At 65.7% G+C, this 15,277-nt stretch carries 12 protein-coding genes; 6 read left to right on the top strand and 6 right to left on the bottom strand.

The window, feature by feature from the left end:
- Positions 1 to 4: 4 nt before the first annotated feature.
- Complete coding sequence (locus E7681_RS05330) at positions 5 to 1,201, top strand: pyridoxal-phosphate-dependent aminotransferase family protein (protein ID WP_136338235.1); 1,197 nt, start codon at positions 5 to 7, stop codon at positions 1,199 to 1,201.
- A gap of 66 nt (positions 1,202 to 1,267) precedes the next feature.
- On the opposite strand, the gene copM is transcribed toward E7681_RS05330, so the two are convergent.
- Complete coding sequence (gene copM / locus E7681_RS05325; protein ID WP_136338234.1) at positions 1,268 to 1,621, bottom strand: CopM family metallochaperone; 354 nt, start codon at positions 1,619 to 1,621, stop codon at positions 1,268 to 1,270.
- A 71-nt stretch (positions 1,622 to 1,692) separates the two neighbouring features.
- Entirely contained in the window at positions 1,693 to 2,802 is a 1,110-nt protein-coding gene (locus tag E7681_RS05320; RefSeq protein ID WP_136338233.1) for a pyridoxal phosphate-dependent aminotransferase, read from the bottom strand.
- A gap of 118 nt (positions 2,803 to 2,920) precedes the next feature.
- Here E7681_RS05320 and E7681_RS05315 point away from each other — a divergent pair, with 118 nt between their 5' ends.
- The gene (locus E7681_RS05315) at positions 2,921 to 3,709 is read left to right on the top strand and encodes a crotonase/enoyl-CoA hydratase family protein (protein ID WP_136338232.1); all 789 of its coding nucleotides are present in this window, start codon (positions 2,921 to 2,923) and stop codon (positions 3,707 to 3,709) included.
- A gap of 277 nt (positions 3,710 to 3,986) precedes the next feature.
- On the opposite strand, the gene E7681_RS05310 is transcribed toward E7681_RS05315, so the two are convergent.
- Both E7681_RS05310 and E7681_RS05305 read right to left on the bottom strand, forming a co-directional pair.
- Positions 3,987 to 7,115, bottom strand: coding sequence for a valine--tRNA ligase (locus E7681_RS05310; protein ID WP_136338231.1), 3,129 nt, complete (start codon positions 7,113 to 7,115; stop codon positions 3,987 to 3,989).
- Between the two features lie 213 nt (positions 7,116 to 7,328).
- Positions 7,329 to 7,763, bottom strand: coding sequence for an Lrp/AsnC family transcriptional regulator (locus E7681_RS05305; RefSeq protein ID WP_136338230.1), 435 nt, complete (start codon positions 7,761 to 7,763; stop codon positions 7,329 to 7,331).
- A gap of 107 nt (positions 7,764 to 7,870) precedes the next feature.
- Here E7681_RS05305 and E7681_RS05300 point away from each other — a divergent pair, with 107 nt between their 5' ends.
- From E7681_RS05300 to E7681_RS05290, 3 genes are all read left to right on the top strand, one after another.
- Positions 7,871 to 8,986 (top strand): type III PLP-dependent enzyme, encoded by a 1,116-nt coding sequence (locus E7681_RS05300; RefSeq protein WP_136338229.1) that lies wholly within the window; start codon positions 7,871 to 7,873, stop codon positions 8,984 to 8,986.
- 69 nt (positions 8,987 to 9,055) lie between these two features.
- Entirely contained in the window at positions 9,056 to 11,350 is a 2,295-nt protein-coding gene (locus E7681_RS05295) for a xanthine dehydrogenase family protein molybdopterin-binding subunit (protein WP_136338228.1), read from the top strand.
- Positions 11,331 to 12,389 (top strand): DUF2235 domain-containing protein, encoded by a 1,059-nt coding sequence (locus E7681_RS05290; protein ID WP_136338227.1) that lies wholly within the window; start codon positions 11,331 to 11,333, stop codon positions 12,387 to 12,389. The genes E7681_RS05295 and E7681_RS05290 overlap by 20 nt, the downstream gene beginning before the upstream one ends.
- An 8-nt stretch (positions 12,390 to 12,397) precedes the next feature.
- Here E7681_RS05290 and E7681_RS05285 read toward each other — a convergent pair whose 3' ends face one another.
- Together E7681_RS05285 and E7681_RS05280 are read right to left on the bottom strand one after the other, a co-directional pair.
- Positions 12,398 to 13,192, bottom strand: coding sequence for an inositol monophosphatase family protein (locus E7681_RS05285; RefSeq protein WP_136338226.1), 795 nt, complete (start codon positions 13,190 to 13,192; stop codon positions 12,398 to 12,400).
- 174 nt (positions 13,193 to 13,366) lie between these two features.
- Positions 13,367 to 14,272: a LysR family transcriptional regulator gene (locus E7681_RS05280; protein WP_136338225.1), complete on the bottom strand. Its 906-nt coding sequence runs from the start codon at positions 14,270 to 14,272 to the stop codon at positions 13,367 to 13,369.
- A 96-nt stretch (positions 14,273 to 14,368) separates the two neighbouring features.
- Between E7681_RS05280 and metF the strand changes: the two genes are divergently transcribed.
- Entirely contained in the window at positions 14,369 to 15,235 is an 867-nt protein-coding gene (metF, locus tag E7681_RS05275) for a methylenetetrahydrofolate reductase [NAD(P)H] (RefSeq protein WP_136338463.1), read from the top strand.
- Positions 15,236 to 15,277: the final 42 nt, after the last annotated feature.

Here is a 15,277-nt window from a genome sequence, read left to right as displayed (position 1 = left end):
CGCCATGAGCCTTGCCAACGGTCGTTCCTACCTTGCCATTCCCGGCCCCTCGGTCATGCCCGAGGCGGTCCTGCGCGAAATGCATCGCGCCGCGCCCAACATCTACGAGGGCGAAGTGGTCGAAATGATGGACGGCATCATGCGCGGCCTGAAACGGGTGGCGCGCACGGCGCATGACGCAGTGATCTACATCGCCAACGGCCACGGCGCATGGGAGGCGGCCCTGTCCAACGTGCTGGCCCCCGGCGATCTGGCTTTGGTGCCGGCGACGGGGCGGTTTGGCCACGGCTGGGCCGATCAGGCGCAGGGGCTGGGGATCGAAACGCAGGTGCTGGATTTCGGGCGCAAGGTGCCGTTCGACCTGAACCGGGTCGAAGAGGCGCTGCGGGCGGATAAGGCGCACAGGATCAAGGCGGTGCTGGCGACGCATGTGGACACCTCCAGCTCGGTGCGCAATGACATCGCGGGGCTGCGGCAGGTGCTGGACGCGGTCGGGCATCCGGCCCTGTTGATGGCGGATTGCATCGCCTCGCTGGGCTGTGACGTGTTCGAGATGGACCTGTGGGGCGTCGACGTGATGGTTGCGGCCAGCCAGAAGGGGCTGATGGTGCCGCCGGGCCTGGGACTGGTGTTCTTCAACGAACGCGCCGCCGAGCGCCGCAAGGGCATGGAGCGGGTCAGCCGCTATTGGGACTGGACGCCGCGTGCGCGGCCCGAGTTCTTTTACCAGTATTTCGGGGGCACCGCGCCGACGCATCACCTGTACGGGCTGCGCGCCTCGCTGGAGATCATCCATACCGAGGGGATGGAGAACGTCTGGGCGCGCCACGCCACGCTGGCCCGCGCGATCTGGGCTGCGGCCGAGGCCTGGGGTGCGGGTGGGCCGCTGACGCTGAACGTGACAGACCCGGCCAATCGTAGCCACGCGGTGACGGCGCTGCGGATCGGCGCGCCGCATGGCACCGCCCTGCGCCGTTGGACCGAGCACGAGGCGGGGCTGACGCTGGGGGTGGGGCTGGGCATGTCCGAGCCGGACGATCCCAAGGGCGAAGGGTTTTTCCGCATCGGCCATATGGGCCATGTCAACGCGCAGATGGTGATGGGGCTGGTCGGCTCGATCCAGGCGGGGTTTGACGCGTTGAAACTGCCCTACGGCCCCGGCGCGCTGGATGCCGCCGCGCGGGTGATTTCGCAGGGGTAGGAGGGGCGCTGCCCCTCTTGGCCTTTGGCCAATTCACCCCGGGATATTTGGAAAAAGAAGAAGGGATCAGTGGCCGTTGCGGGCCAGCCAGTCCTGCATCCAGGCGATCTCGGTTTCCTGGGCGGCGATGACGGCCTCGGCCAGTTTGCGGACCTCGGGGTCGGAGCCGTGTTCGAGCACGACGCGCGCCATGGCGACGGCGCCCTGGTGGTGCGGGATCATGCCACGGATGAAATCGGCGTCGGGGTTGCCGGTGAACTGGATGTTCATTTGCGTATGCATCGTGGCGTTGATGTCGGCGTAGGCTTGCTCGGCCGCGGTGGCGGCGTGTTGCGTGTGGCCTTGGTGTTGCGCGGTTTCCGCGTGCAGCGGCAAGGCGAGCGTCATCAGCAGGGGCAGGGCGAGGCGGAAGGCGGGCATGTCTGGCTCCGATATGGGATTCGGGGCCAGATTAGCCGGGGCCGTGTGCGCCCGGGATCACGTTGTCGTGGTCAGCCCGCGCGGGCGGCCGAGAGCGCCTGGGGCAGCACGGTTTCCAGCAGGTTCAGGTCGTTCGGCGTGCCCGCGCTGATGCGGATGCAGCGATCCTGTGGTGCGACGAAGGGCATGCGGACGAAGAGGCCGCGGGAGACCAGCTCGGTCAGGACGCGGCGGGCGAAGGTGCCGTCCTGGCCGCAATCCACGGCGACGAAATTGGTGGCCGAGGGCAGGGCGCTGAGGCCGTTTTTCGCGGCGATGGCCGTGATGCGGGTGCGGGCGGCGGCGACGTTGGCGACGGTTTGCTTGAGATAATCCTGATCCTGCAAGGCGGCCAGCGCGCCGATCTGGGCGGCGCGGTTCATGCCGAAATGGTTGCGGATTTTGTTGAAGGCGGTGATCAGCGGCTCGGCCCCAAGGGCATAGCCGACGCGCGCGCCTGCCATGCCGTAAGCCTTTGAAAAGGTGCGCATGCGGATCAGGCGGGGGTCTTCGATGTCGACCTCGGCGGCGGTGCCTTCGGGGGCGAATTCGACGTAAGCCTCGTCCAGGATCAGCAGGGTGTCGTCGGGCAGGGTGTCCATCGCGGCCACGATGTCGGCGCCCTTGTGCCAGGTGCCCATCGGGTTGTCGGGGTTGGCGAGATAGACGATCTTGGCGCCCACCTCGGCCGCCTTGGCGAACAGGGCGGCGGGGTCTTCGTGATCGCCGGTGTAGGGCACCTTGTGCAGCACGCCGCCAAAGCCCGCGACGTGGTAGTTGAAGGTGGGATAGGCCCCGTCCGAGGTGACGACGGTGTCGCCCGGCTCGACCAGCATTCGGGCCAGGTAGCCCAGCAGGCCGTCGATGCCCTCGCCGACCACGATATTCTGCGGGCGGATGCCGTGTTGGGCGGCCAGCGCGGTGCGCAGGTCGTGGCTCTCGGGGTCGCCATACATCCACTGGCCGGCGCTGGCCTCGCTCATCGCGGCGATGGCGCGCGGGGAGGGGCCAAAGACGTTCTCGTTCGCGCCAAGGCGGGCCTTGAAGGGGCGTCCATTGGCGCGCTCTTGCGCTTCGGGCCCGACGAAGGGCACGGTGGCAGGAAGCGAGGCGACAAGCGGGGTGTATCTGGGTCCGGTCATGGCCAGCAGATAAGCGCAAGCCGGGGGGCTGGGCAAGATGCTACGCGTGCCCCCACGTTCCAGTGGCAATCGGGGCCGAATGGCCGATACTGCCGCCAACCGCAAGGAGGAGACCCAAATGGCCCGCGTATCCGTCGAGATCGAAAACCACATCGCCCGCGTGACCCTGACCCGGGGCGACAAGATGAACGCCCTGGACAATGACATGGTCGAGGCCATCGTCGCCGCGGGCGAAGGGCTGAAAGGCAACAACGACGTGCGCGTCGTGGTGCTGTCGGGCGAGGGGCCGGCCTTTTGCGCAGGACTGGACGTCGCCAATTTCGGAAAGTTCGCCGGGGCAGACCCGGTCGAGCTGGTGATGCCCCGCAGCCATGGTGCGGCGAACCTGTTTCAGCAGGTGTGCATGGTCTGGACCCAGCTTGAGGTGCCGGTGATCGCAGCCCTGCACGGGGTGGCGTTCGGCGGCGGGCTGCAACTGGCGCTTGGGGCGGATATCCGCATCGCCCACCCCGAAACGCGCCTGTCAGTGATGGAGATGAAATGGGGCCTGGTCCCCGATATGGGCGGCATGGTGATCCTGCCGAAACTGATGCGCTCGGACGTGCTGCGGCAGCTGATCTACACCGCCGATCAGGTCGGCGCCGAAGCGGCGCAGGGCATGGGGCTGGTCACGGAACTGTCCGCCGACCCGCTGGCACGGGCGATGGAGCTGGCCGGCCAGATGGCACTCAAAAGCCCCTCGGCCATGCGCGCCGCAAAGCGCCTGATCGCAGTGTCGGAAAGCGGCGCGGACGAGGCCACGGTGCTGCACGAGGAAAGCCGCGAACAGGCCGCGCTGATCGGCAAACCGCACCAGATGGAAGCGATCATGGCCAACATGCAAAAGCGCGTACCCAACTTCAAATGACCCAACGGTGCGCGCGTGCCGCGCGCGCTGGATAACTCAAAGGCGGCCCAAGGGGCCGCCTTCTCGGGTTTCAGGGGCGCTGCCCCTCTCCGTCGAAAACTGCGTTTTCAACGAATTCACCCTGGGATATTTGAAAAAAGAAGAAGCTGGCTTCTTTCTGATTCAAATACTCAATTCCAGCCTGACCGTTAGCGATAAGGCGAGACACGGGCTGAGGACGACCGCGCCGGGCAACGCCCGGCGCCTCCCGCCCGCCGCAGGCGAGGCTGATCTTTGATCAGCCCAGCTCGGCCAGACGGGCCAAGGCGGCTTTGAGTTTCGCCTCTTCGTCCTCTTTCAGCGCCAGGGCGTCGCGGGTTTCCTCGACGATTTCCTCGGGTGCGCTGTCGATGAACTTGGGGTTGTTCAACCGGCCACGCAGGCCGCCCAGTTCTTTTGCCAGTTTGCCCAGGGTCTTCTCGAGGCGGGATTTCTCCTCGGCGACGTCGATGATGTCGGCGAGCGGCATGCCGAAGGTGCCGCCTTCGACCGGGATCGTGGCGCAGCCTTTGGGGAATTCGGTCACGTCGGTCAGGCTGTCGATGCGGGCCAGGCGCTTGATCAGCACTTCGTTGCGTTCCCATGCGGCGCGGCCGGCGTCGTCCAGCGCGGTGACCAGCATCGGCACGTAAAGCCCTGCCGGCACGTGCATCTGCGCGCGGGCCGAGCGGACCTCTTCGATCAGCGAAATCACCCAGGTCATTTCCTTGTCGGCATCCGCGTCGATCAGGTCGGCCGAGGCATATTCGGGCCAATCGGCATGGACCAGCATCTTGGGCCGTTCGCCGGTGACCGACCACAGTTCCTCGGTCACGAAGGGCATGATCGGGTGCAGCAGGATCAGGCATTGATCCAGCACCCAGCCCATCACGGCGCGGGTTTCGGTCTTTTCAGCGTCCGAGCCGTCCATCAGCAGCGGTTTCGAGAGTTCCACGTACCAGTCGCAGACCTTGCCCCAGACAAACGCGTAAAGCGCCGAGGCCGCGTCGTTGAAGCGGTAGGCGGTCAGCGCCTCGTCCACGGCTTCGCGGACGCGGGCGGTTTCGCCGATGATCCACTTGTTCACGGGCGCGGTGGCCGAGGGGATCTCGGCCGAGGGGGCGCCGTTCGCGTAGACCTCGTTCATCTCGGCGAAACGGGTGGCGTTCCAGATCTTGGTGCCGAAGTTGCGGTAGCCCTTGATGCGTTCCTCGGACAGTTTCAGCACGCCGCCAATCGCCGCCATCGAGGCATTGGTAAAGCGCAGCGCGTCGGCGCCGTATTCGTCGATGATCTCCAGCGGGTCGATGACGTTGCCGGTCGTCTTCGACATCTTCTTGCCCTTCTCGTCGCGCACCAGCTGGTGCAGATAGACGGTGTGGAAGGGGATGTCGTCGACCACGGCCAGCTGCATCATCATCATGCGCGCCACCCAGAAGAACAGGATGTCGAAGCCGGTGATCAGCACATCGGTCGGGAAATATTTAGCCAGTTCAGGCGTTTGTTCCGGCCAGCCCAGCGTGCCGATGGGCCACAGGCCCGAGCTGAACCAGGTGTCCAGCACGTCGGGGTCACGCCAGACCGGGTAGGTCAGCTTGGTCGGGTCCTGATCCACGGCGTAGTGCGCCAGCGATTCCGCGAAGGCGTGGATCGCGGCGTGTTTGTCGGCGACCTCGATCACGCGGGCATGGGACAGCGGCGCGGGGATGCGCGCGTTGTCGTCCAGGAATTTCGCGGTCACTTCGTCAAAGCTGGCGGCGCAGTGCAGCACGTCGCCCCGGTGCAGCATCCCGCCTTCGTTCAGCAGGCGGCCCAGTTCAACGACGTCCAGATCGCCGTCGCCCTCGTCATCGACAAAGTCCTCGGCAGCCAGGTCCAGACCGTACCACACGGGGATCTGGTGGCCCCACCACAGCTGGCGCGAGATGCACCAAGGCTCGATGTTTTCCAGCCAGTGGTAATAGGTCTTCTCGCCGCTTTCGGGGATGATCTTGGTCTTGCCGGTGCGTACGGCCTCCAGCGCCGGGCCAACGATCTTGGTGGTCTCAACGAACCACTGGTCGGTCAGCATCGGCTCGATCACGACCTTCGAGCGGTCGCCATAGGGCTGCATGATCGGCTTGCTTTCGACATAGGGGATCGCGCGCTCGGTCTTGCCGCCGTCCTCGTCCACCACGGTTTCGGTGGTCATGACGGCCAGCCCCTCGTCGGTGATCTGCTGGACGACCAGCGCCCGCGCTTCGAAGCGATCCAGCCCGCGCAGCTCGTCGGGAACCAGGTTCAGCGCGTCCACCTGCATCTCGGTGAAGGGCGCGCCGCCGGCGTATTTCTGGGCTTCCATCGCGCTGTCAGCATACGAGGGGCCATCCGCGCGCATCTGCCCGCGCGTGTCCATCAGGCGGTACATCGGGATGTTACCGCGCTTGGCCACCTGGTAGTCGTTGAAATCATGCGCGCCGGTGATCTTCACCGCGCCCGAGCCAAAGGTCGGATCGGGGTATTCATCGGTGATGATCGGGATCAGGCGGCGGTGCTCTTTCGGGCCCACCGGGATTTCGCACAGCTTGCCGACGATGGGGGCATAGCGTTCATCCGAGGGATGCACTGCCACCGCGCCGTCACCCAGCATGGTTTCCGGGCGGGTCGTGGCGATCGAGATGTAATCCCGCTCCTCGCTGAAGGTGACGTTGCCGTCCTCGTCCTTCTCGACATAGGTGTAGGTCTGGCCGCCGGCCAGCGGGTATTTGAAGTGCCACATATGGCCGGGGGTCTCGATGTTCTCGACCTCCAGATCGGAAATGGCGGTCTCGAAATGCGGGTCCCAGTTGACCAGACGCTTGCCGCGATAGATCAGGCCCTTGTTGTACATGTCCACGAAGACCTTGATCACGGCGTCGTGGAAATTGCCGCTCTGGTCCGAGGCAGGCGCACCGGGCGCGCCGGACATGGTGAAGGCGTTGCGCGACCAGTCGCAAGACGAGCCCAGACGCTTCAGCTGGTTGATGATGGTGCCGCCATACTGGCCCTTCCACTCCCAAACCTTGTCCAGGAACGCCTCGCGCCCCAGATCGCGCCGACCCGGCAGGCCCTTGGCGGCCAGCATCTTCTCGACCTGCAACTGCGTGGCGATACCGGCATGGTCCTGACCGGGCTGCCAGAGCGTGTCAAAGCCGCGCATCCGGTGCCAGCGCACCAGGATGTCCTGCAGCGTGTTGTTGAAGGCGTGGCCCACATGCAATGCCCCGGTGACGTTGGGCGGCGGGATCATGATGCAGAAGGTTTCCGCCCGCTTGGCATTCGCGCCCGCAGTAAAGCAGCCAGCCTTTTCCCAGGCTGCGTAAATGCGGCCTTCAGCCTCGGCCGCGTCAAAGGTCTTTTCCATCGCCATGATCCAGAACTCTTGTCGTGTCTTCCGTTGCGGACCCGTCTAGCGAATTGACGCGCGAAGGGAAAGGCGCTTGATCACGCGGCGGCGCCTGTGGCAGCGTCTTGGGGCGCTGCCCCAAACCCCGGAGTATTTTATTCAGAAAGAAACCTATGCTTCTTTCTGATCGAAAGTACTCCGGGGTGAATTGGCCGAAGGCCAAGAGGGGCTGGCCCCTCAGGTGCGGCGGTCGATCTTGGTGCTGAGGTGGATCAGGCTTTCCGAACTGCGCACGCCTTGTCCTTCGCAGATGCGGTCGAGCACGGCGTCCATTTCCTCGGTCGTGTCGGCGGCGAGGTTGATGATCATGTCGAAGCGGCCCGAGGCGGTGTGCACGGCGGCGACCTGGGGCAGGGATTTCAGGCGCGCGAGGATTGCCGCACCGGCGCGGGGTTCCACACTCAGCAGCACCGTGGCGCGCAGGCGGGGGCGCAGGGTGGCGCCCAGGCGCAGGGTGTAGCCCTCGATCGTGCCGTTGGTTTCCAGCTTTTCCAGCCGGGCCTGCACCGTCGTGCGTGCCAGCCCCATGCGGCGGGCCATCGTGGCCACCGGCATCCGGGCGTTTTCGGCCAGAAGGGCCAGGAGTTGCGTGTCGATTTCGTCGCTTGGCATGATCGGACCTGCGTTTCGCCAGAAATTGTCGTCACTATAGGCGCTCTGCCTGCGCAAATCGACCGAAATTGCTTGCACTGTGAAGGAAAATCAACAGGAGAGACCCCATGCGCGCTGAACCCTATTGGCTGGACCCGGTGACCCATTTGCGCCGTCAGCGGCCCGATCATGCGGTGATGTATTTCAGCCCCTTGGTGCTGCAGCGGCAGGCGCGGCGGTTCATTGACGGGTTTCCCGGCCTTGTGACCTATGCGGTCAAGGCCAATGCGCGGGCCGAGGTGTTGGTCAATCTGGTGGCGGCGGGCGTCAGCGGGTTCGACGTGGCCTCTCCGTCCGAGATCGCGGCGGTGCGGGCGGTCTGCCCGGATGCGGCGCTGCATTACAACAATCCCGTGCGCTCGGTTCAGGAAGTGGCGGCGGCGGTCGGGGTGCAGTCTGCCTCGGTCGATTGTGTGGCCGAGTTGGACAAGCTGGCCCCCTTGGGCGGGATCGAGGTGTCGGTGCGGCTGGCGCTGCCGGTCAAGGGCGCGGCCTATGATTTCGGGGCGAAATTCGGCGTTGGGCCGGATGCGGCGGTGGATCTGCTGCGCGAGGTTGCCGCGCGCGGGCATGTGCCGGCGATCACCTTTCATCCCGGCACGCAATGCACGGACCCCGAGGCCTGGGTGGCATATATCCGCGTTGCGGCCGAGGTTTCGGCGCGCGCGGGTGTGCCCTTGGCGCGGTTGAACGTGGGTGGGGGCTTTGCCGCTCATCGCCACGGCGACGCGCCGGATCTGGAGCGGGTCTTTGCCCGGATCGGCGAGGCGACGCGCGCGCATTTTCCGCAGCCCCCCGCGCTGGTCTGCGAGCCGGGCCGCGCGATGGTGGCCGAGGCGTTCACGCTGGCGACCCGCGTCAAGGCGCTGCGGCCCAACGGGGCGGTGTTCCTGAACGACGGCATCTATGGCGCGCTCAGCGAGTTGCGCGACATTTGCGGCAGTGACCGGGTGCAGGTGCTGGAAGCTGCGGGCCAGCCGCGCAGGGGTGCGCCTGTGCCGCGCGTGGCCTTTGGGCCGACCTGCGACAGCCTGGACCGTCTGCCCGAGCCGGTGCCTTTTCCCGAGGATACGGCCGAGGGCGACTATGTGCTGTTTTCCGGCATGGGGGCCTATTCGCTGGCGATTGCGACGCGGTTCAACGGCTATGGCGTGGGCGATCCGATCACCGTCGCGTCACTGTAGCCCCGGCCACTGGACAGCGCGCGTAGTCCCGCTAATCTCGGGCCCAAGGGGACGCGAGAGGACAGGCGCATGGAAAAATTCGGGAAGGCTCAGCCGATCACCCGGGTCGAGGATCAACGGTTTTTGACCGGGCAGGGACGGTATGTCGATGACATCGCGCCCGAGGGGGCGTTGCATGCCTATGTGCTGCGGTCCCCGGTCGCCCATGGCGGGATCTCGGGGCTGGATGTGTCGGACGCCGCGCAGGCTGACGGCGTGCATCTGGTGCTGACCGGGCCGGAGCTGATCGCGGCGGGCGTGGACAAATCGCTGTGGGGCATCACCATCAAGAACCGCGATGGCAGCCCGGCGGCCAGCCCGTTCCGGCCGATTCTTGCGGTGGACAAGCTGCGCTATGTCGGCGAACCCATCGCGATGATCATCGCCGACAGCTATGAGCAGGCCAAGGACGCCAGCGAGCTGATCGAGCTGGATTTCTACGAGATCGAGGCCAAGATGGACATGGCGCCCGGCGGCGCCCCCATCCATGACGACGTGCCCGACAACGTGGCCTTTGACTGGGGTCTTGGGGACGAGGACGCCTGCGAGGCCGCCTTTGCCCGCGCTGCCCACGTGGTGCGGCTGGAGGTGGGCGACAACCGCGTCATCGTCAATTCGCTGGAGCCGCGCGGCTGTTACGCCGAATGGGACGGGGCGCGCCTGCATGTGTGCTTTAACGGGCAGGGGGTCTGGGGGCCGAAGGCGCAATTCGCCCGCGTCCTGAATCTGGACCCCGAAAACGTGCGCGTCACCATGCCCGATGTGGGCGGCGGGTTCGGCATGAAGGCCCCGCCTTACCCTGAATATTACGCCTGCGCCCATGCCGCGATGGTGCTGGGCCGCCCGGTGCGCTGGATGTCCGACCGGACCGAGGCGATGCTGTCCGACCACCACGGCCGCGATCTGGTCAGCACCGCCGCGCTGGCCTTTGACGCCGATCACCGGATCATCGGCTACCGGGTGGATACGCTGTCGAATCTGGGCGCGTATAACTCGAACTTCGGGCAGATCATGCAGACGCAGCTGTTCTCGCGCGTGTTGATGGGGACGTATGACGTGCAGGCGACCTATCTGCATACGCAGGGGTTCTACACCAACACCGTCTACACCGACGCCTATCGCGGCGCGGGCCGCCCCGAGGCGAACTATCTGCTGGAACGGATGATGGACGCCGCCGCGCGCCAGCTGGGCGTGGACGTGTGGGATTTGCACCGCAAGAACTTCATCCCGCCGTCGAAATTCCCCTATAAATCCGCCACGGGCGAGACCTATGACGTCGGCGATTTCGCCCGCGTGCTGGACCATGCCGAACGCTTTGCCGACAAGGCCGGGTTCGCCGCGCGCAAACGCGAAAGTGAAGCGCAGGGCAAACTGCGCGGCATGGGGCTGTGTTACTATATCGAAAGCATTCTCGGCGATCCTTCGGAAGGCGCGAAGGTCGAGTTCAACGAGGACGGAACCGTGACAATCTATGTCGGCACGCAATCGAACGGGCAGGGCCATGAAACGGTCTATGCCAAGTTCCTGTCGGACCAGACCGGGATTCCGTTCGACCTGATCTCGGTCGTGCAGGGCGATTCCGACCGTATCAAGCAGGGCGGCGGCACGGGCGGGTCGCGCTCGGTCACGGTGCAGGCGAACGCGACGCTGGCGACGGTGGCCAAGATGGTGACGGCCTTCGTGCCCTACGTCGCCGAAAAGATGGGCGTGGAGGAGGCGGCCGTGCAGTTCGATGACGAAACCTTCCGCGCGCCGGGGTCCAACATGACGCCAACGCTGTTGGAGGCCGCGCAGATGGCCCGGGCCGATGGCCGCGACGATCTGCTGGTGCACGAAGAGCGGGCCACGCTGCCCGCGCGCTCTTTCCCCAACGGTGCCCATGTGGCCGAGGTCGAGGTGGACCCCGATACCGGCAAGGTCGATCTGGTGCGTTACTCTGTCGTTGACGATTTCGGCAACCTTATCAATCCCTTGCTGGCCGAGGGGCAGGTGCATGGCGGCGTCGCCCAAGGCATCGGTCAGGCGCTGATGGAGCAGACGGTCTATGACCCCGACGGCCAGTTGCTGACCGCGACCTTCATGGACTACGCCATGCCGCGCGCCGCGGACATGCCGTTTGTGCGGTTTGAAACCGAACCCGTGCCCTCGACCGCCAACCCGATGGGCATGAAGGGCTGCGGCGAGGCGGGAACGGTCGGCGCGATGGCCGCGGCGACGAATGCGGTGCTGGATGCGTTGTGGGATCGCGGCGTGCGCCGGGTCGACATGCCGCTGACCCCGGGCCGCGTATGGGAGTATTTGCAGGATGCTGAGACGGCTTGCTGAACGGCTCCTCAGCCGGGTTTGGCCGGGCGACCGGGCCAAACACTCGGCCCCGCAATCCCCGACCCGGGGGCCGTTGACGCATGTCATCATCCTGGACGGCACGCTGTCCACGCTGGAGCCGGGCCATGAAACCAAAGCCGGCCTGACCTACCGCCTGCTGAGCGAGGTCGGCGCGCCGGTCTCGGTCTACTACGAATCGGGCCTGCAAATGCACAGCTGGCGCGACGCAAAGGCGGTGCTGATGGGGCGCGGCATCAACCGTCAGATTCGCCGCGCCTATGGCTATCTCGCCAGCCGCTACCACCCCGGCGACCGCATCTTCTTGCTGGGCTATTCGCGGGGCGCCTTTGCGGTGCGCTCGCTGGCGGGGGTGATCGACACGGTGGGCCTGCTGCGCGCCCACCACGCGACCGAGCGGAACATCACCCAGGCCTACCGCTATTACCAGATGACGCCGGGCAGCCCTGCGGCGCGCAGTTTCGTACGCGCGCATTGCCATGAAAGCGTTGAAATTCAGATGGTTGGCGTGTGGGATACAGTGAAATCACTGGGCCTGCGCCTGCCGCTTTTGTGGCGCTGGAGCGAGGCGGACCACGCCTTTCACAACCACACTCTGGGGCCGTCGATCCAGCATGGCTGCCACGCGCTGGCGCTGGACGAGACCCGCCAAGTGTTCGAGCCGGTGCTCTGGACCAGCGACGACACCACCGCTGACCGGATCGAGCAGGTCTGGTTCAAAGGCTCGCACGGGGATGTCGGGGGGCAGATCGGTGGGCATGCGGATGCGCGCCCGCTGTCGAATATCCCGCTGGTCTGGATGCTGGAACAGGCCGAGCGCGCCGGGCTGATCCTGCCCGCCGGATGGCGCGCACGGTTTCCGTGCGATCCAGATGCGCCCTCGGTCGGGACGTGGCGCGATTGGGGGAAACTGTTCTTGCTGCGACGGCGGCGGCGGGTCGGGCTGGACCCGTCCGAACGCTATCACGAAACCGCCCTGCGCGCGGACGCAGCGGTGACGCTGCGCCGTCAGGCCGGGTAGGGCTTGGGTCAGTCGCGGGCGCGGATGACCTTGGCGAAACGCTCGAAAATCTCGCCGTTGGCGGCAACGATGTCGCCGTCTTGCAGCGGGTCATGGCCGTCGCGGATCGGGCCGACCATGCCGCCTGCCTCTTGCACGATCAGGTAACCGGCGGCGATGTCCCAGATGTTCAGCTCGCGCTCCCAGAAGCCGTCGTAGCGGCCGGCGGCCACATAGGCCAGGTCCAGCGCGGCCGAGCCCCAGCGACGCACGCCAGCACATTCGGGCATGATGCGGGCCAGGTCCTGCAGCGTTGCGGGCAGGGTGCGCTTGCCGGCAAAGGGAATGCCGGTGGCGAAGATCGATTCAATCATCCGGTTGCGGCCTGAGACGCGCAGACGGTTGGAATCGTTCAGCCAGGCGCCCATGCCCTTTTCGGCGTAGAACATCTCGTCCTTGGCGGCGTCGTAGATCACCGCCGAGACGATCTGGCCCTTATGCTCCAGCGCGATCGAGATCGCCCAGTGCGGCAGGCCGTGCAGGAAGTTGGTGGTGCCGTCCAGAGGGTCGACGATCCAGCGGCGGGTCGGGTCTTGTCCGGCCTCTTCGCCACCTTCTTCGCCCAGCCAGCCATAGGTGGGGCGCGCGCCCATCAGCTCGTCCTTGAGGATCTTCTCGGCGGCGATGTCGGCCTTGGACACGAAGTCCCCGGCGCCCTTCATCGAGACCTGCAGGTTCTCGACTTCGCGGAAATCCTTCACCAGCGAGCGGCCTGCCTTGCGGGCGGCCTTGATCATGATGTTGAGATTTGCACTGCCTTGCATCGGTCGGCTCCTGATTGGTCAAGCCGCGCCTATACCCCTCGCGGCCCTGTTTGCCAAGGGATAAGGCGGCAAAACCGGTTTGCCAACCGGATAGGGCGCAGGGGGCCAGCCCCCTTGGGTGAAAATCGCAGATTTTCCCCCTTCACCCCCGGGATATTTGGAAAAAGAAGAAGGCTATTGGCGTTGCAGTTTGACCGCTTCGGTGCGCGCGAGGCGGGTGAAATGCGCGAAATAGGGGCGCGTGGCGTCATCGGTGCGCACGGCGGCGTAAAGGCGGCGGGTCAGGCCGTGTTTTGTCAGCGGGCGGGTGACGTAGTCGGAGTTGTATTTCACCTCGCGTACGACCCAGTCGGGCAGCACCGCGACGCCGCGGTTGGAGGCGACCAGCAGCAGGATCATCGCGGTCAGTTCGACGCGGCGGATATTGGCGGGCTCGATCCCGGCGGGTTGCAGCAGCAGTTTGAAGATGTCGAGGCGCGAGCGGTCCACCGGGTAGGCGAACAGGGTCTCGGAGCGGAAATCCTCGGGGTCGATGTAGTCCTTCTGGGCCAGCGGGTTCTGCGAGGAGGCGACGAAGACCGGGGAATAGTCGAACAGCGGCAGGAAGGTGACGCCGGGGATATCCTCGGGGTCGGAGGAGATCACCAGGTCGACGTCTTCCTTGGCCAGCGCGGGCAGGGCGTCGAAGGCCAGGTTGGGGCGGATGTCCACGTCGACATCGGGCCAGGCCTTGCGGAACTGGTCCAGCACCGGGAACAGCCATTCGAAACAGGCGTGGCATTCGATGGCGATGTGCAGGCGGCCCATGTTGCCGGTGACGATGCCTTTGAATTCTTCCTCGAGCGCTGCGATTTCCGGCAGGATGCGGTCGGCGGCGCGCAGCAGGCGCATTCCGGCGGCCGACAGTTTCAGCGGCTTCGAGCGGCGCACGAACAGCTCGACCCCGGTCTGGTCCTCCAGGTACTTGATCTGGTGGGACAAAGCCGATTGCGTGATGTTCAGGATATCGGCGGCGCGGGCCATGCCGCCGGCCTCGTGGATGGCCTTGATGGTGCGCAGGTGGCGGAACTCGACGTGCATATGTGAATGCGGCTCATGTTGGTCATTAATTTTATGAAGTTGTCTCACAAAGCAGAATCGGCGACAAGGGGGCAACTTCAGATGATGGATACCGACATGACCGCGCCCACCGTTTCCTTTGAATTCTTCCCGCCCCAGAACCTGGAGGCCTCGTTCCGCTTGTGGGATACCGTTCAGGTGCTGGCCCCGCTGGCCCCGCGTTTCGTGTCCGTGACCTACGGCGCCGGTGGCACCACCCGCGATCTGACCCGCGATGCCGTGGCGACGATCCACAAGCATTCGGGCCTGAACGTGGCCGCGCACCTGACCTGCGTGAACGCCACCAAGGCGGAAACCCTGGCGATTGCGGACCAGTTCGCCGCCGCTGGCGTGAATGAAATCGTCGCCCTGCGCGGCGACCCGCCCAAAGGCACCGGCGCGTTCCAGCCCCACCCCGAGGGCTTTGCCTCGTCGGTTGAGCTGATCGAGGCGCTGGCCGAAACCGGCAAGTTCAAGCTGCGCGTCGGCGCCTACCCGGAAAAGCACCCCGAGGCAGGCTCGGCCACTGCGGATGTCGAGTACCTGAAGCGCAAGTTCGACGCCGGCGCGGACGAGGCCCTGACCCAGTTCTTCTTTGAGGCCGAGACCTTTTTCCGCTTCCGCGACGCCTGCGAAAAGGCCGGCATCGACAAGCCGATCATCCCCGGCATCCTGCCGATCGAGAACTGGAAGGGCGCGCGCAACTTCGCCCGCCGCTGCGGCACCGACGTGCCCGCCTGGCTGGACGACGCCTTCGAGAAGGCCGAGCGCGATGGCCGTCAGGACCTGCTGGCCACCGCACTGGCGACCGAGCTGTGCTCGGATCTGATCGACGGCGGCGTGGACAGCCTGCACTTCTACACGCTGAACCGCCCCGAGCTGACCCGCGACGTCTGCCACGCCCTTGGCGTCGCGCCCAAGGTCTCGCTGGAAAACGTTGCGTAACACCCCCTTGCGGGATACGCCCTGCCGCGTCACCCTTCACAT

This window comes from Thalassobius vesicularis (assembly GCF_004799325.1).
GTDB classification, from domain to species: domain Bacteria; phylum Pseudomonadota; class Alphaproteobacteria; order Rhodobacterales; family Rhodobacteraceae; genus Thalassobius; species Thalassobius vesicularis.
The sequence above is the reverse complement of the archived record's forward strand: the minus strand, read 5'-3'. Positions and strand labels throughout refer to the sequence as shown.